20 protein-coding genes and 2 pseudogenes are annotated in these 16615 nt (G+C 70.1%); 10 read left to right on the top strand and 12 right to left on the bottom strand.

The genetic code is table 11. The features are described 5' to 3' along the window. The 4 genes from AC08OU_RS12665 to AC08OU_RS12680 all read left to right on the top strand — a co-directional run. On the top strand, positions 1 to 212 hold a 212-nt coding region (locus AC08OU_RS12665; protein WP_476604944.1), incomplete at its 5' end, for a hypothetical protein. Continuing rightward, entirely contained in the window at positions 209 to 895 is a 687-nt protein-coding gene (locus AC08OU_RS12670) for a hypothetical protein (protein WP_476604945.1), read from the top strand. The genes AC08OU_RS12665 and AC08OU_RS12670, both read left to right, overlap by 4 nt. Next, entirely contained in the window at positions 880 to 1164 is a 285-nt protein-coding gene (locus AC08OU_RS12675) for a TIGR02679 domain-containing protein (protein WP_476604946.1), read from the top strand. The genes AC08OU_RS12670 and AC08OU_RS12675 overlap by 16 nt, the downstream gene beginning before the upstream one ends. Further along, positions 1125 to 1466 (top strand): DUF2399 domain-containing protein, encoded by a 342-nt coding sequence (locus AC08OU_RS12680; RefSeq protein WP_476604961.1) that lies wholly within the window; start codon positions 1125 to 1127, stop codon positions 1464 to 1466. The genes AC08OU_RS12675 and AC08OU_RS12680 overlap by 40 nt, the downstream gene beginning before the upstream one ends. A gap of 19 nt (positions 1467 to 1485) precedes the next feature. Here the strand turns inward: AC08OU_RS12680 and AC08OU_RS12685 are convergent, their stop codons facing one another. From AC08OU_RS12685 to AC08OU_RS12740, 12 genes are all read right to left on the bottom strand, one after another. Beyond that, entirely contained in the window at positions 1486 to 1656 is a 171-nt protein-coding gene (locus AC08OU_RS12685) for a hypothetical protein (protein ID WP_476604947.1), read from the bottom strand. A gap of 160 nt (positions 1657 to 1816) precedes the next feature. Further along, positions 1817 to 1963, bottom strand: a complete 147-nt coding sequence (locus AC08OU_RS12690; protein ID WP_476604948.1) for a hypothetical protein — start codon at positions 1961 to 1963, stop codon at positions 1817 to 1819. Positions 1964 to 2060: 97 nt separating this feature from the next. After that, a complete protein-coding gene (locus AC08OU_RS12695) occupies positions 2061 to 2948 on the bottom strand; it encodes a hypothetical protein (protein WP_476604949.1) in 888 nt (295 codons plus the stop codon). Positions 2949 to 2972: 24 nt separating this feature from the next. Next, on the bottom strand, positions 2973 to 3512 hold the full coding sequence (locus AC08OU_RS12700) for a hypothetical protein (RefSeq protein ID WP_476604950.1): 540 nt from the start codon (positions 3510 to 3512) through the stop codon (positions 2973 to 2975). A 716-nt stretch (positions 3513 to 4228) separates the two neighbouring features. After that, positions 4229 to 4876 (bottom strand): hypothetical protein, encoded by a 648-nt coding sequence (locus AC08OU_RS12705; RefSeq protein WP_476604951.1) that lies wholly within the window; start codon positions 4874 to 4876, stop codon positions 4229 to 4231. 2 nt (positions 4877 to 4878) lie between these two features. Continuing rightward, on the bottom strand, positions 4879 to 5517 hold the full coding sequence (locus AC08OU_RS12710; protein ID WP_476604952.1) for a hypothetical protein: 639 nt from the start codon (positions 5515 to 5517) through the stop codon (positions 4879 to 4881). Next, entirely contained in the window at positions 5514 to 5930 is a 417-nt protein-coding gene (locus tag AC08OU_RS12715) for a hypothetical protein (protein ID WP_476604953.1), read from the bottom strand. The genes AC08OU_RS12710 and AC08OU_RS12715 overlap by 4 nt, the downstream gene beginning before the upstream one ends. Next, positions 5924 to 7348, bottom strand: a complete 1425-nt coding sequence (locus AC08OU_RS12720) for a hypothetical protein (protein ID WP_476604954.1) — start codon at positions 7346 to 7348, stop codon at positions 5924 to 5926. Before AC08OU_RS12720 ends, AC08OU_RS12715 begins: the two co-directional genes overlap by 7 nt. Beyond that, positions 7345 to 7680 carry a hypothetical protein gene (locus tag AC08OU_RS12725; RefSeq protein ID WP_476604963.1) on the bottom strand — a complete coding sequence of 112 codons (336 nt, stop codon included), beginning with the start codon at positions 7678 to 7680 and terminating at the stop codon, positions 7345 to 7347. Before AC08OU_RS12725 ends, AC08OU_RS12720 begins: the two co-directional genes overlap by 4 nt. Next, a complete protein-coding gene (locus AC08OU_RS12730) occupies positions 7580 to 8401 on the bottom strand; it encodes a phosphotransferase (protein WP_476604962.1) in 822 nt (273 codons plus the stop codon). The genes AC08OU_RS12725 and AC08OU_RS12730 overlap by 101 nt, the downstream gene beginning before the upstream one ends. A 124-nt stretch (positions 8402 to 8525) precedes the next feature. Further along, entirely contained in the window at positions 8526 to 8882 is a 357-nt protein-coding gene (locus tag AC08OU_RS12735) for a hypothetical protein (RefSeq protein WP_476604955.1), read from the bottom strand. A 147-nt stretch (positions 8883 to 9029) separates the two neighbouring features. Then, positions 9030 to 9353, bottom strand: a complete 324-nt coding sequence (locus AC08OU_RS12740; protein WP_476604956.1) for a hypothetical protein — start codon at positions 9351 to 9353, stop codon at positions 9030 to 9032. Positions 9354 to 9678: 325 nt separating this feature from the next. Between AC08OU_RS12740 and AC08OU_RS12745 the strand changes: the two genes are divergently transcribed. The 6 genes and pseudogenes from AC08OU_RS12745 to AC08OU_RS12770 form a co-directional block, all read left to right on the top strand. Next, positions 9679 to 11202, top strand: a complete 1524-nt coding sequence (locus tag AC08OU_RS12745) for an ABC transporter substrate-binding protein (RefSeq protein WP_476604957.1) — start codon at positions 9679 to 9681, stop codon at positions 11200 to 11202. Positions 11203 to 11237: 35 nt separating this feature from the next. Continuing rightward, entirely contained in the window at positions 11238 to 13193 is a 1956-nt protein-coding gene (locus AC08OU_RS12750) for a hypothetical protein (RefSeq protein WP_476604958.1), read from the top strand. Positions 13194 to 13527: 334 nt separating this feature from the next. Beyond that, positions 13528 to 13710: pseudogene (locus AC08OU_RS12755) on the top strand (DUF6444 domain-containing protein); the annotation flags it as partial. A gap of 259 nt (positions 13711 to 13969) precedes the next feature. Continuing rightward, positions 13970 to 14584 (top strand): annotated as a pseudogene (locus AC08OU_RS12760) (IS66 family transposase); the annotation flags it as partial. 13 nt (positions 14585 to 14597) lie between these two features. Beyond that, the gene (locus AC08OU_RS12765) at positions 14598 to 16181 is read left to right on the top strand and encodes an IS1380 family transposase (protein ID WP_476604959.1); all 1584 of its coding nucleotides are present in this window, start codon (positions 14598 to 14600) and stop codon (positions 16179 to 16181) included. A 152-nt stretch (positions 16182 to 16333) separates the two neighbouring features. Continuing rightward, the coding region (locus tag AC08OU_RS12770; protein ID WP_476604960.1) for an IS66 family transposase at positions 16334 to 16615 on the top strand (282 nt) is incomplete at its 3' end.

Below are 16615 nucleotides of genomic sequence, written 5' to 3' on the forward strand. Positions count from 1 at the left end.
CCAGGGAGGTCCGTGTGGCCGAGCACAAGACCGTGGAAGAGTTGGCGGCGCTGAGTGAAGACGAGCGATATGAGTACTTCCTGGCGCACCCGCCGGAGGGCATGGACCCGCGATACGCAAAAACGGTGGCCCGACAGAGTGCGCGGCTGGTGCCGAAGGTCGTGCAGCGTGATGCAGAGCAGGCCGCCAAACGCCAGCCACGGGCGTCGTGAGGCGGTACGTCCGAGTCACTGACGATCTGTTCGCCCAACTGGAAGCGCAACTACCTTCCGAACGTGGTGAGGACGGAACACCGTCCGTTGGAGACTTCGTCAACACCGACCGCGCCGACCGTTCCGTCGTGCCCAGAGCCGGTAGGCCTCGACCCATTCCACGCTCGGTGGCGGGGTGTCGGCATCGGGAGGTCGTCGAGTGGGATCGGCTGCCGGGATCCGTCCATGGAACACAGGGCGACGATGTCGCCGGTGTCCCGCAGGTCGACGCCGCCCACGGTAACCATCACGCCGAGCACTGTGGTCTCGAAGGGAAGCCCGAGATGCTCCTCGACCTTGGTGTAGAGACCTGTGACCTGCTCGTCATCCTGGTCACGGCGCTCGAGGACGAGGAGTGGTTCGTGGCGGAGCTCGTCGACTCGCCGCTCGCCGAGACGCTCGCCCAGCCCGGGGCCGTGACGGAGGCCGTCGGCCTGGGGCATCCGCGGGTACGTGACGTGCTGCAGGCCGCGGTGCCGCTGCTGGAGGACCCGCAGCTCGGCGGCTCCCGCGGTGGCCGAGCCACCCACCGGTGGACGTCCCGGGAGACGCGCGCCGTCCGGACGGCGCCGTCCTCCCGCGTCCCGGCACCGGTGAGCTCCTCGGCCTGGCCCGCGACGTCGCGGTCGTGTGGCGGCAGCTGACCGCTCGACACCGGGACCGAGCGCACGTCGTGCCGCTCGCCGCGCTCGCGGCGTCCCTCTTCGGGGACGCGCATGCGCTGGACCACTCGCGACTGCTGGGGCGTGCCGTCGCGCGTGCTCGTCCTCAACCTGTCCCTGGCCGGCGGGGGTGCCGCCGCGCGCTGGCCCACGGCCGGGGCGGGGGAGCCGCTGTGGCTCACCCTCCGGTCGGTCGCCGGGCCGCGGTCCCCTGGCGTCCCGCAGGCGCGTCTTCGTGTGCGAGAACGTGACCGTGGTGGAAGCCGCGGCCGACGAGCTCGGGCCGTCCTGCCCGCCTAGGGTCTGCACCGACGGCGTCCCGTCGAACGCCGCGCTCGACCTCGTCGGTCGGCTGGCGGCGGAGGGCTGCCCGGTCGCCGTGCGCGCCGACGTCGACGAGGCGGGACTGGTCGTCGTGGACGCCGTGCCGACGCGGGACCTGGCCGCGCTCGCTGCGGTCTTCCGGGCGACGGGCAGGGCACTGCACGAGGAGGAACTGCTCGCCGACCTGCTCGCCGACCTGGCGGCGGCCCGGGAGCCTGCGAACCAGTAGGCGGCACCGGTGCGAGTCGTCACCGGAGGGGGTCGAGGGCGGTCGCCGGGTCGGTGTGCGGGGCTCCCGCGGGCTCCCAGTCGCGACGGACCCGGCGGTAGGGGTACCACCGGTAGTCGCGGCCCAGCCTTAGCTGCAGGCCCCCTGCCGTGATGCGGTCACGGCGCAGCCGGGCCTTCGGTCCGGTCACCTCGCGCAACCTCCGGATGCCGCAGGATGCTATTGGGTACCTTTCGTACCGATTGGTACGGGTCTGGTGATAGGCGGTGGGTGGCGATCCGGCACCACGGTGTCACGACGCTGCGGGATGGCACCATGACGGCCCTAATACGGCAGCGGCACTTCGTGATCTATCGGGCGTGTCGGTGCCGCGCCGACGCCAGATCCTCCGTCTCCTGCGGCAACCCGCACCCTCGGACCTCATCGGCCGCCAACGCCAGCAGCCCGGCCGCGCGACGCAGCTCACCGTCATCAACGGCGAAGGTGCCCTCACCCATCGCGCACCCCGGCCGGTCCGGGCCGGCCGTCGGCACCGGCGACGAAGGCGTGGGTGATGATCGGCTCGCTCATGGAGAGTTCCTGTCTGGCGCGGACTCAACCGGGAGGAGTCACGACAGCCTGGATCTCCGCCACCGGGATGAACGTGGTGGTCGACGGTCCGGTCAGCGTGGGGGGCGCGCCGGGGATGTCGACCGGGTCGCCACCGTCCTCGTAGGTGATGGTCCAGGTGGCGAACGATCGCGTGGCGTAGGCGGGCTGCCCGGTCTCGTCCCGGCTCGATTGCCCGGCGGATGACCGACGGTACGTGTGAGCACAGTCGGTCCGGTCCTTGACCGGCAGATCGCAGGCGAGCTCGGCGCCGTCGCCGGTGACGACGTGCCACGTGGACGGGGTGGCGATGGCGACCAGGCCGAAGGCTGAGGTTCCTTCGAGCGCTTCAACGGCGCCCGTCGGTGTGAATCTGGTTTCCAGGTTCACGATGCTGCGGACCGGCGGATCGGTCTTCATGCCCAGCTTCGGTGCCTTGATACGACCGACCGCCTCCTGAGCTTGAACGGTCAGCGGGGGCTCCACCGGCAGCGCGTCGTCGAGCCAGATCGCTTCCCCCTCCCACGCCCCGCCGTCGAGGCACATCCGGACGACCCATTCGGCGTCGGGTTTCGGCGGATCACTCTTCGGCGGCAGGAACGGCACCACGTTGTCCTTGATGAAGCAGGGACGTTCGCCCATGCAGTACGTCGCCGGTGGGGTCAGGGCGCACGATGGCTCCGTGTTCCCGCCGCGATTGCCCCCTTTCTTCACCGGCCCCGCCGGCCCGTTGCTGCCCGCCTCGTCGCAGACGTAGGTCAACTCGCCGGTGAAGATGTCCTTCTGCCAGCAGCTCTTCGGCGCTGCCTGGGAAGCGGATCCGGCAGGGATGACCGCTGACAGCACCAGGAGGGTCGCCAGGACCAAGGACCGGGAGCGTTGACGTGACCTCATGCTTCTCCCCGTGAGCCTCCGTTCTCAGCAGGTGGGACCGGTCGGCTTCTTGCCGCTCACCCGCCAGCCGTCGTCCTCCATGACCAGCTGGACCCGGATCGGCCGCCTGCCCTGACCCGTGGCATCGGGTCCCGGTGTGGTGCCGGCCTCGACCATGACCACGTCATTCGCATCCAGGCATGCGTCGAGTGTCGCCTTCTTGGTGGTGACATCAACTGACGTCACCGTGATGCCGGGCTCTCCCACGATGCGGTTGCCTTCATCGAAGATGAAGGCAAGACCCTCGACGTCCTTCTGCGCGAGGGCGGCCGTCGCGAAGGGCCGCAGCTTCGCCGGGTCGAGGTCGCCGGACGCTGCCAGCTGGGCATGGGTCTTCTCGTAGTTGCGGTACGCCGACTCGACCGCAGCCTCCGGATTCTGGGGCGCCGAAGGCGTCGCCGTGGTTTCGGGCAGACCGGCGGCGTCGTCACCGTCATCCCCGCAGGCGGCGATAGCCAGGCCGACGGCGACCAGCACCGCGATGAGTCGGCCTCGGCGTTGCATCCTGGGTCGGGCTGTCAGCACGTCCGCTCCCCGTCTTGTTCCGCCGCGTCCACCAGCCCGTTGGCCATGACACCGGCGCCCGATCGTAGCGGATGGTGCATAGTGGTCATACCGTTCGTCATGCTTGTCACACCGGGACTCGTCATTCTCCTCACGTCCCACTTCGACGAGCAGCGCCGGTCGGTTCGGGCAAGAAGGTCACTGGGCGAGGCGATCACCGTGGACGCACGGCGCCGCATAGTTGCGTGAGGCCGTATGGCTGGGCAGTTCAGTCGTGGCCCCGGATAAGGTGCGGCCGGCTAGCTAGTCCCCGCCCCATCCGTAACCGCACAGGGGCCTCCGACGAATCTTCCCAGAGAAGATGATGTCCATCTGCCGGGACGGCCAGCGACGGCGGGCAATCTCAGAGCATGCCCTCGTGGTCGCCGAGCCGACTGATGAACGGGGCTGCTGAACCTGTCGACCCGCCCCCTCGGCCGGTGCCGTCGCCGCGGCCTGCCGGATGAAGGCGAGCGCTTCGGCCCAGAACTTGGCGTCCTGGTCCATGAGCGAGCGCCTGAACCCGGAGGCGCCGCCGGTCCCGCGCGCAGCCCGGGCGGACCAGCTGACCGGATCACGCCGGTCCGGAGTCGACATCCTCGCCGACGCCTTTCGCCATCGACTCGGCGAATACACGGATCAGACGCCCGACGACCCTCAGCGCAGTCGTGGCCTGCCCACTCACCGTTCTTTTCTGGCTAAAGGACGAGGCCTTCTCGCCAGCGCCAGGTGCTCAGCAGGGCGTCGAACAGGTCGACCACGGCCTCGGTCATCGGCGACAGGCCGTCCGCGACCGTGCAGGTCACGATCACCCAGAGCTGCGTCGCGTGTGGGATGGGCAGGTGGAACACCACTCTCCGGGTGCCGTGGCCCTCGTTATCGTCGCGGGGCGGCTCGTGGGACTCGATCCGCGCGCACGGACCTGCCGGCAGTGTCAGCACGACGCCGCGGCCGTCCACCGCGACTCGCGACAGCAGGCCGGCGACGGCAGCACCGTCGGGCTCCGTTCCGCCGTTCCCGGCGGTGCCGGGGTCGGCGGACAGCTGGCCCGGCAGCGTCGTCACGGCGACGACCACAGACGCCGGCAACGGCCGTCCCCGGACGCCGAGCAACGGCACGTAGACATCGACCGCGCCGGAGGACCGGGCCTCGGCTACCAGCGCGAGCACGCGGCGCCGCAATTCGGCGCGCAGCGGCGCCGCGGAGTCGCGCGGCAAACCGGCGAACGCCTCGTCCAGTGCCTCGTCCAGGACCGGCTCCGCCGCGCCGGAGGCCGCGGGCAGCCGTAGCCATCCCGGCGGGAGCACTAGGGAGTACCCGCCGATGGGATGGACCGGGGCCGTCACGCTCATCCCGTCGTCTCGCCGGGCACGTCGACCCAGCGCAGCGACCGTGCCAGCTGCTCGACGTCGTCGGCCATCGCGATCATGCGGTCGGGGGTGTAACCGGTCCAGAGCCGGACGTCGAGGGTCGCCGACGGGTCGCCGGCCGGGCCCTCCGCGCGCCAGGCGTAGGAGAGGGTGGCCAGCAGGCTTTCCTCGCCGTCGGCGTCCGCGGTCACGTGGTAGGCGAGGGCGCGCAGGGCGGTGCCGATCGGCGTCTCAACCTCCTCGACCATGGGCGGCTCCACGCAGGTCGGGTCGTCCGCACGCACCAGCGAGCGCAGCGCCTCCTCGCGCGGGGCGTCGGGCGGCAGGAACGCGACGAGGGCGGGCACCGGCTCGTCGTCCGGCGCCGGCAGGTGCAGGTACTTCCAGGCCCAGCCGGACGCCGGGTCCGGGTGCTCGCGACTGCCGGCGGCCAGCAGCAGCCGCCGGGTGCGCTCGCGGTCGGCGGCCTCCGGCGCCGGGTCGGCCCCGGTCCAGACGGCGTCGGTGAGGAGCGCGGCCCACTCCTCGTCGGAAGGGCCGTCCGGCTGCAGGTACCAGGGGGAGGGGGCCCGCACCCAGACGTCGATGTCGACGTCCACGAACTCGAGGTCCTTCACGACCTCACCGCCACTGCGACCGCCGCCGCGAGCCCGCTCGCGGACAGCGCCGCCGCCGGCCAGAACCCCCCGTCGACCAGGGCGTAGCCGGCGGTGACGAGACCGGTGATCAGCGCCAGCGCGCCGGTGAGGAACCACAGGTCCGCCGGGCGGTCGTCCGGGAACCGGAGCATCGCGGCCACCGCCGCAGGCGGGACGGCGGCGTACGCCGTCCACAGCCACGGCCACCTGACCGCGGACCACGCTGCGTCGAGCGTGTGCCAGATCCCGGTGGCGGTGAAGGTGACGGCGACCAGCACACCGGTCCCCCTCACCGCGAGCAGCGCCCAGCCACCCGGCGACGTCGGCCGGATCGAGCGGGCCGGTCGTCGCCCCCCACCCGGCCGCGGGGCACGGGCCGAGCGCGTCACCACGACGAGCCGACCTGGTGCGTCCACTTGTCCTGCAGGCTCTTCCACGGCTTGAACGCGCTGTTGGTGGCGTCCATCGTCGCACTGAAGATGCCGGTCACCGCGGCGCCGCCGTAGCCCAGGCGGGCGGTGTTGTAGGCAGAACCGGTCACCTTGGAGACGGCGTCGGTGACCTTCGCGGTGTTGGGGAACTGCGCGCCGATCCGGCGCGCGTCGCCGGCGAGCTTGGCCAGGTCGTCGTCGGTGCCGGCCCTGATCCGGTCCAGCGGGCGCACCGGGGACAGGTCCGCCCCCTCGTAAGCCGTGCGGGCCTGGGTGCGCGCCGCCGCTATGTCCGCCTTCATCTGCGTTTGGAGGGCACGAAGGCGCGCGGCGGCCTGGCGGGCGCCGGGCCCGCCGCGGGACGCAGCGGTCCCCGCCGCCGACCGGGCCGCGCTCGTCAAAGCCTTCGCCTCGTTGGCCGCGACCCGCCCGGCCTTCACGGCACCTGCAGAGCGCGCCGCCGCCTGCGCGGCCTTCACACCGCCGGCCGCGATCCGCCCAGCGCCGAAGGTGGCCAGGGCGAGGACGTCGAGGCCGACGTCCGCCCACGACCCGTCACCACTGAGGGCCAGCGCGGTATGGCCGGCGAGGCTGGCGACCGAGAGCGCGAGCCCCGCCGCAGCCAGGACGTTCAGCCCCGGGACGAAGAGGCATAACACCATTGCCGCGACGCCGACGTAGCCAAGGATCTTCGTGACCTCGGAGATCCAGCCGGAATTCTTGTGAATCCAGTCCTTGACGTTGTCCCACCAGCTGTCCTTGACCTCATCGTCGCTGCCCTGCCTGATCCGTCGGGCGGCGGCATCGGCGGCATCGTCGCGTTGGTCTTCGACCTTGCGCAGGTCGGTCCGCGCCTTCTCGATCTCGTCCTCGGCGGACTCCATGGCGCGCCTGTGGCGACCCGCGACCTCCATGAGATCCCTGCGGTCCCGCGCAGCCTTGTCGTCGGCGGCCTTCTGGGTCGCGTCCGCGTCGGCCGGCAGCGGTTGCGGCTCCGGCGGAACGACGACGGCGTTCATCAGGCTCTGCTGCTTCACGCGCTCGGCCTCGGCGTCCTGCGCACGCTTGCGGATCCGCAGCGACTCCGACTGCGCGGCTTCCAGCACAGGCACATAGGTGGTCAACGCGCCACTGACCTCGCGGTACCGGCCGGTGACCTTCGACAGCGAGTCGGCCAACTTCGTCGACCCGTCGGTGAGGGTCTGGACGTAGTCGCCCTCGAGCCCCTCGGCGGCGGCGATGCGCTTGAGCTGCGCGACCTGGCCAGTGATCTCGTCGGCCACCGCGCCGAGCCGCCGCGCCTCGGCCCGGACCCGCTCGGGGTCGCCCGGGATCGGATCCCTGTCCGCCAGCGGCGCCCAGTCCGTCGGCCGGCTCACCGCGGCCCGCGCTGCGTCGCAGGCTGCTGCGACGCCTCCGTTGTCGTGTCGACCTTCAGCACCTGCCCGAGGTCGTGGTCCGCCTGGCGGAAGGTCTCGCTCGCCGAATGCAAGGTGCCGACCATCGTGCCCAGCTCCTCGACCAGCTCACCGCGGTGGCGATCCCAGTTGCCGGTGAACTCCTTCATCGCCTCGGCCAACGTGCCCGAGCCGAGGACCCCATGAACCTCCTCACGATGCTGCTCCGCCCGGTCCAGCTCCCCCTTGATCCGCTCCAACGCATCCGCCGACCCGGCCAGGATCGTGTGATCGACAACCAGCCGCTCCGCCATACCCTCGTTTCCCCTGCAGGGTGCCCCGGTCCTGAGCAGCCGCCAGTGTAGTGGCGACCCGCCACATATCCGGCGTCCAACCCCGCAGTAGGCCAGTCAGCCACGTCGTATCCATAGGCATGGCAGAACGCCACACGGTCGCTCTCACCGCGGCCGTAGCGGTTTCCCGGCGCGCCCTCCTGGACCAGGTCGATCTCGCGCGGGCCCCAAGCCGCCCCGTCCCAGTCGGCGAGCACGTACCCGTCCGACCGTCCGCACCGACGAGGAGATTGCCCACGTGCGCATCGTTGTGGATCAATCCATGGCCCAGCCGAGAGCCGACGTGGTCGTATTCCACCTGGAGGCAGGCGGCGCGTTCCTCGAGGTATGCGACGTCGTCGGGAGCCACGAGCGGGTGTTCCCGAGCCCGGTCCAGTCCAAGAGCTCGGCGCAGGCGACCGAGGGGGTCCGCGGCAGGCAGCCGGAGTTCGGGCGCAGGGGGCAGCGCGTGGAGCTCGCGCAGCAGGGCGCCGAGCACTCCCGCGGACGGCTTGGGACGGGGCTCAGGTTGAGGGAGGTAGTGCCACAGGGTGACGAGAACGTCGTCCTGCACGACGACGGTGGGGTGGGCCGGCCGCACGGTCGGAAAGTCTCGGCCGGCGAGCCAGGAAGTGACCCGGAGGGCGACGTCGGCGCGCGCGCGGTTCTCGTCCGTCGCGTCCACGAAACGCGCCACGACCATTTCGGATGGCAGCGCGTAGATGGCCGACGCGTGGAGGCGTACGAGGCGAGCGCCCTCGCTGCGTAGGCCGAGGGTTAGGGCGGCCCGCCCGAGAGCCCGATCGAAGCGCACCTTGCGCGCGTCGTCAGGCGCCACCGGCACCAGCGATCACTGGACGCAGCCGCTGCCGGAAGCCGACGACGACCGGTTCTGCGGCGTATCGCCGGGTCGTCCTGTCCAGGGCACGGAGCCGGGCCACGACGCGGGGCGAACTCAGAGTCTTCACTTCCGCCAGGGCCAGGTCCCCGACTGCGACGCCCTCTGCCAGGTCTTCTCCGCGCTGGAAATACGTTGCGGCGAGAGCGATGCGGTTGAGCGTCCTGCTCCGGGCGTACTCCGGCCGACGCTCACGAACGGCTCGGCGTAGCAACCCCTCGGCCGTCGCCGCCGCACCCGGGTCAGTGTCGGCCAGGACGTGATGAGCGTGACCCTGAAGGGCCACCAGCTTCGTTCCGTCGAAGTACGCGAGCCATGGCGGAGCTTGACCGCCGTTCCACGAGGCGAAATGCTCCTCGGCCTTGCCGAGGGCGCGTTCAGCCGCCTGCCCCTGCCCCGCCAGTGCGTGCGACCACGACTCGAACGCAGCGATCTACGTCATCGCCAGCTCGGACGCCTGATGCCGGGGGTCGGTGCAGACCGCGTAGGCCAACCGGGCCAGTCTCAGCGCCTCGTCTGGACGGCCCAGGTGCAGAGCCTGGTGGGCCAGCTGGCTGAGGACGGCGCCGGTCAGATCGGGGCGATCCGCGGTCCGGGCGGCGTCGAGAGCGATCACCCACAGGCGGCGGGCGTCTTCGTGCTGCTCGACGTCGTAGTTCACCCAGGCGGCCAACATGGCGAGGTCAGCCGTTGCCACCAGCAGCCGGGTCCGCAGCCCTTCGGTGGTGAAGGTCGCCGTTCGGGCCGTTGCGGTCACCCATTGCAGCTGGGCCGTGACTGCGGCCCTGCTCAGTCCTCCGCCCCAGCGATTGTCCCATTGGCGAAAGGCAACCGCGGTCGCTTCGATGCGCTCGACATCCGTGACGCCCACCCGGAGCCCTGGGGCCTCTCCTCGCCGGCGAATGTGCGCGCGGAAATCTTCAGGCTTCCTGACGTGCATCAGCCTCGCCTTCACTACGCTCCATTGCGTAGTCGATCGATCACACTGAGCGACAGGTGGTCGAATCCCGAGCGAGGGCACGAGGTAGGCGGACGTGGCGAAAGACAGCACCAGCACGAAAGACAGACAGGACAAGCCAGGCTTGTTCGACGAAGAACCCCCTCCCGCGCAGGGCCGGCGGTGGAAACTCACCGCATTGATCATCGTCATCGTGGTCACCCTCGGAACACTGGCCGGGAGCCTGTGGCTGCGCGAAAGCGCGAAGCCGGTGGCCGACTACTGCGGTTCGCCGGCCACCGGGCTGATCCTCATGGACGGCGAATGCATCGGCGTCACCGACGGTTCCTACCCGCTGGCCCCGGAACTCGCGGCCGAGCAACGCCACCTCGTCGACCAGAACAACGCGATCCGCGGTGAGCAGCGATCGGTCACCGTGGCCGTGTTCGACCCGCTGACGCCGGACAAGACCAGCGCTCTCGACATCAAGGAGATCAAACACCAACTCCAGGGTGTGATCGCCGCGCAGAAGTGGATCAACGAGGACGCCGCCGCCGCCAACAACGTGCGGATCCGGGTCGTGCTGGCCAATATCGGCGGCCACCAGGTCCATTGGCAGCCGGTGGTCGAGCAGTTGCACAGGATGCAGGACGACCCGTCGCCGCTGGTCGCCGCCATCGGGATGGGCGTCAGCGTGCAGTCGACCCTGGACGCGGCGAAGAAGCTCTCCGAGTACAAGATCCCCGCCATCGGCGCCGTCACCACCGCAGGCGATCTCAACCAGACCGCGGCGTCCTCGTTCTTCCGGGTGTCACCGGCCAACCGCGACTACGTCGAGGCGCTCAGGCCGTGGACCACGCGGTTCTCGTCCGCGCTTTTGATGTACGACCGGGCCTCGGACGACCCGCAGGACCCGGACATCTTCACCCGTTCCCTGCACGCCGACTTTAAGCAGGCGTTCAGTTCACAGCTCGAACTTTCCTCGCTGGGCTACCACGGCGAGGTGAACAGCAAGGGCGTGCTACCCGACCGGTTCGGCCGGATCCGGGACAAGATCTGCACCGAGAAGATCCCGCTGGTATTATTCGCTGGCCGCAGAAATGACCTCAGCCGGTTCGCCAAGGCTCTCGAGGGACGGGGGTGCGCGAGCAGCACCCCCGTCACCGTGATGGTCGGCGGCAGCGATCTCGGTGGGTTGCTCGAGGATGCCACCCTGACCCGGGCCAATATCACCCTGATCTGGTCGGCCGGCTCCGACATCGTCGCCTGGAAGAGCGGCAAGGGTGCACCCCCGCACTTCGGCGTCTTCCTCAAGGCCTACCAAGCGCTGTACGGCGACGGAGATCTGGCCGACGGCCAGGCGGTGGTCGGATACGACGCCCTGCGCGTGGTGGCGCATGGGGCCCACATCATCGACACCGATGACACCGACGACGCGGCCACCGACCCGTCGCCCCGGGCCAAGAGTCAGCCCCTGCCCAGCGGTACCGATGTGAGAAGCGCGCTCTTGAACACCCACTCGCTCGGCGACATCCAGGGTGCCGGCGGCGACCTGTCCTACGAGGATCGCAACGGTCTCTCCGGGGACCCGCTGGGCAAGCTGATTCCCGTTCTCCAGCTGGGGGTTCGGGTCCAGTCGCCGCCGGCTGGTGTTTACGTCACCAAGTGAGCGGGACCCGCCGGGACGATAGAACGGGGATCTTTGTGGCTGACGAAACGCTGCTGATCGGGCGGGACGACGCGGTGAGGTTGGTCCGGGACCTGACCGACCGGCCCCTGATCGGTGGACGGCGCCGAAGCCGGCTGCGACCGGTGCTGGTGGTGGAAGGTGCGCGGGGGACGGGCAAGTCGGCGCTGCTGCGGCATATCGCCGGGCAACTCGACCAGCGGGCGCCCTACGCGCGGCTCGACTTCGAGGCCAGCCCGGCTTCCGACGTTCCCGAGGTCCTGTCGGCCGTGGCGTTTGCCCTCGGTCGGCACGTGCCAAAGTACGACGCGATCAGCTTTCCCCGCCTCGCGATCGCGCGACTGGTGATGCAGCAGACGCTCGACCTGAGCAATCACAAGGCGGCGAGCAGGCAAGTGACCGACCTGCTCGTCAGCGAGCGCGGGCTGAACACCCTGCGCGCCGGTCTCGGCCGGGCGGCGGGAACGGCCGTGAACGTCCTGCAGGGCCAGTTCAACCTCCCGGACGAGCTCAGGACCGTCCTGCGCGACGCTACGGACGAGGCCGCCCGCGGCGCGTGGACCACGGTCCTCCACCGGCGAAAGGTCCGCCGGATCGCGCTGGGCGCTTCGGTCAGGTGGTTCGGTCACCGCGACCGCGACCTGCGCCATGACCCGGTCGACGTGCTGATCGAACTAAACCGCTGGGCCGATGACCCGGTTGCCGGGGACCACCGGCAGGCCATCGACGAACTCGTCTGGGACGCCTTCCTGACCGATCTTCGGCAGCACTTCCGCAGCAATGACGCCGACGACTGGCGGCTGAACTGCGTCCTGGTGATGGATAACGGCGACACCCGCGTGGGCCAGGAGTTCGTCACCAGCCTGGTCCGCAACCGCGGCACCCGGCGCGACGACCCGGACCCGCTAACCGCGGTCGTCACCAGCACCGGCGCCCTGCTGGCCTACCGCGACCCCCAGGAGATCACGGACGCCGGTGCGGACGACACGGAGAACGGGTGGCAGCGCTTCCGCCGGCATCACCTGTCGGACCTGAGCCCGGACGACATCGTCAACCTGATCGCGAACACCGGTCTGCGCAGCGGGAACATCCCGCGGCTGCCGATCATGGTTCATCAGCTGACCGAGGGCCACCCGGCCGCGACCCAGCTCATGATCACCACGATCGCCCAACACGAGACGATCCGCGACGATCCCGGGAAGCTCCTGGCCCAGCAGGAACCGGGCGCAGCTGCCGAGCGACTGTCGGTCGCGAATCGCCTTCGCGAAGCCCTGCTCGGCGAGTTTCCCCGCGACTCGCTGGACGAGCTGATCACCTGCGCGGCTGCCGACGACGTGGAGCACCGGCGTGCTCTGGCCACGCTGACCGCCGGCAGCGACCGGCTGCTGGCCCAGATCGACGACGTCCTGTGGGCACCGGTCGGCGGCGCCGGACCCCAGGTGCTGCGGCGGCTGCTCCTCCTCCTGCTGGCCGAGCGGGACGACGCCCACCCAACCTCCTGGAGGAAGATCTTCACGTCGCTGCGGGCCGGGCGGGCGAAAGCCGGGGACGAGCGGCACGAGCTGTACTACTCGCTGGCCCTCGGTGACCTGTCCCATGTCGTGGCGGGCCTGGAGAAACACCTGGAGCGGCTCGACTGCGAGCAGTGGTGCGAACTCCTGCTCGCGGTCACCGCAGCCCCACGACGCCGGCCGGGTGCGATGGGCACGACCTCGCCCTCACCGGACCACCAGGTCCGCGACCTGCTGCGCCACTCGGACCCGGCCTGGTCCTCGATCGAGCTTGCACGGCTGGTGGCCGCGCTCTGGATCGTGAACGACCCGATGACCGACGCTCGCCGCCGCGGCCTGCACATCCAGATCGCGAACGACTACGAGTGGCTGGCCGGGCATTCCCAGCAGAACAGCGTGCAGGGCTACCGCCAGAACGCCCACCGACATCGTCAGCACGCAGAGATCTGGCCTTGGAACTGATCGATCCACTCGCGACCAGCTACGTGAGCCGAGAACACCTCCACGCCCACACCATGGGTTGCGGCTGCAAGGTTCGACAGCTCAAGAGCAACTCGCGAAGGTCTCCGAGATCACCGACTCCATCCGACCCACTCACCCGCACCCAAGCGGACGACCGGATCTGCCGAAGAGCGTGCACCCTAAGAGGCGTTCACGCAGGCGTGACTGGTTAGGTCCCTGTGGATCTTGAGTTCGAGAGTGCATTGTGCCCTGGTTTGCGTTCCGGGGCGTGACCTGTTTGGATCTTCGTGTGTCCGAGTCTGGGGTGGCGCCGCAGCCGTCGTATGAGCAGTTGGTGGCCGAGAACGCTGAGTTGAGGGCTGCGTTGGCGCGGGCGTTGGCGCGGATCGGTGAGCTCGAGGCGCGGTTGGCGATGTCGTCGAGGAACTCCGGCAAGCCGCCGAGTTCGGACGGGTTGGCCAAGCCGGCCCCGAAGTCGTTGCGCGGTAAGTCCGGGCGAGGCCCGGGCCGGCCGAAGGGGCAGGCCGGGTTCACGTTGGAACCGGTCGAGATCCCCGACCACACCACGACGCATGAGCCGCCCGCCTGTGCCGGGTGCGGGGCCGGCCTGATGGATGCGCCGGTCGTGGGGGTGGAGCATCGGCAGGTGTTCGACCTGCCGATCATCCGGCTGAAGGTCACCCAGCATGACCTGGTAACCCGGGAATGCTCGTGCGGGGCGGTCACCAAGGCCTGCCCGCCGGTAGGGGTGAGCGGCCCCGGTCCAGTACGGGCCGCGCCTGGCCGGGGCGGGCGTCTACCTGTTCCACGGCCAGTTCCTGTCCAAGGGTCGTACCGCTGCGGCGTTGAGCGACCTGTTCGAGGCGGACGTCGCCCCCGCCACGGTCGCGACCTGGACCACCAGGACCGCCGCCACCATCACTGAGGAGGTGATCCCGGTCATCACCGACCGGATCGCCGACGCCCCGGTGGCGCACTTCGACGAGACCGGACTGCGCACAGCAGGCAAGCTGGCGTGGATGCACTCGGCGTCCACCGGCACCGACGTCCTGCTGAGCGTGCACCCCAAGCGCGGGATGAAGGGCATGAACGCCGCGAAAGTCCTGCCGCGGTTCAAAGGCGTGGCGGTACACGACGCGTGGGCCCCGTACGACACCTACACCGATGTCACCCACTCTCTGTGCAACGCGCACGTCCTGCGAGAGTTGATCTACGTTCAGGACACCGCAGCCAAGACGGTCGCCGACCTGGCCGAGCAGGCCACCGACGCCCTCCTGCCTGGGCTATTCACGCCAGTTCGGTTGATCATGTATCTGGTGCGTGTCGGGATGTGGGAAGGTGCCCCTGAGCAGGGACGATACGAGTTGTCGAGAAACGTATCTGGTCCTTGAAAGGAGCACCTTCGTGGTGCAGCGTACCGGTGGTGGTCGTGGGGTTGTGGATCCCGCGCTGGCGTGGTCGGGCAGGTTGCGGGTCGAGGTCGGCGGACCTGGGACGGTGGCGCACGCGGGGGTGGTGCTGCCGCGTTTGCTGGCTGACCGGTTGGGTCTGACTCAGGATCTGGCCGCGGTGGTGGCCCGGGCGGGGTTCTTCCCGTTGCGGCACCGGGGTCGGCTGCTGGTGGATGCCGCCTGCGCGTTGGGTGGCGGCGCTACCGGTCTGGCTGATGTGGAGGCCCTGACGCGGCAGGAAGAGCTCTACGGTCCCGGCGGTGCAGCCTCCGATACGACGGTGCTGCGCGCGCTGGATGAACTGGCTGACCGGTTGGGACCCAACGGGTTGCCGGGTCGGCGGCTGGCGCGGGCACTGGCCAGGGCGCGGGCGAAGGCATGGGCGGCGGTGATCGACCGGCACGGTGGACTGCCCGCCGTCGGCGTCGCCGGCACTGACCTGCGCCGTCCCGCTGAGCAGGACGCTGAGCAGGACGCTGAGCAGGGTCGTGCGGTGGTGGTGGTCCGGTTGGACGCGACGGTGATCGAGGCGGCTTCGGACAAGGACGGCGCGGAGCCGAACTACAAGGGTTACGGGTTCCATCCGCTGACCGCGTGGTGCAGCAACGTCGGGGACAACCTGGCGACGATGCTGCGGCCGGGATCGGCCGGGTCGTTCACCGCGGCCGACCACATCGCGGTGCTGGACGCGGCGATCGCTCAACTGCCGCCGTGGCGGGGTGATCTGCTGGTCACCGTGGACGGCGCCGGGTTCTCCCACGCCCTGATCGACCACCTCACCGAACTCAACACCGCACGGTTGAAGGCCGCGCGAGCCACCGGCGGCGGGTACGGCCGGCGTGGGCGGCGGGTGGAGTACTCGATCGGCTGGCCGGTCGACGCCCGCACCCGCGCGGCGATCGAGGCGCTGCGCGAGCAGGACTGGACCACCGCGCTGCGCGCCGACGGCACACCCGACGTCGGCCCCGACGGACAGGACCAGGCCCAGGTAGCGGACCTGACCGGGCTGCTACGCCACTCGGCCGGGCCCGACGGGCAGCCCGAAGTGGACCAGCTCGACGGCTGGCCGGCGGACCTGAGAGTGATCGCCCGCCGCACCCCGCGCCGACCCGGTGAGCAGGCCGAACTCGGCTCCGACGCGCACTGGCGCTACGGCGCGTTCGCCACCAACACCGCCACTGGGCAAGTTCAGTGGCTGGACGCCCGACACCGCACCCAGGCCCACGTCGAGGACGACATCAAAGACACCAAGGCCTGCGGCGCGACCCGCCTGCCCAGCAAGGACTACCACCGCAACGCCGCCTGGCTGCAACTGGCCACCCTCGCCGTCTCCCTACTCGCCTGGCTCAAACTCATCGCCCTCGACGGGGACCTCGCCAAAGCCGAACCGAAAACCCTGCGGTTCCGACTGTTCGCCGCCCCCGCCCGCCTGGCCACCCACGCCCGCAACAGAATCCTCAAGATCCCCCCGGGATGGGTCTGGTCCACCGACCTCGCCACCGCCTGGCACCGGATCCACGCCCTCCACCCCGCCTGAGCCCCGGCCCCACCGCCCCGACAACCCCCGAACCCACCGGCCCGTGGAACCGGCGCCCACCCGAGCGACATCGGACACTGCGTCACGCACTGGGACCCGTCAGACCCTCCACCTCCGCCACCCGCGCAAGGATCACGCGATTCCGAACCGGCGTGAATCATCGAGGCCTGGGCATCAAGAAGCTCGTCGATGCCGCCGCCGCATCAGGACTCGACGCCGATCCCGACGCCCTGGCCCACCAGAAGCGACTCCTGAAATCGGCGCTGCTGCTGGGCAAGAGCGCCACCGCGGCGCGGGCCATGAAGCTGGAACGCAAGTACAACGCCCTGTTCACCCGCATGATCAACCGGTGGGGCGACTACCTCCGCTACGCCCACGACCCCCGGGTTCCGTTTTCGAACAACGCAGCTGAGCAGACGATCAGGATGCCGAGA

The organism is Frankia sp. CcMO1 (assembly GCF_977945845.1).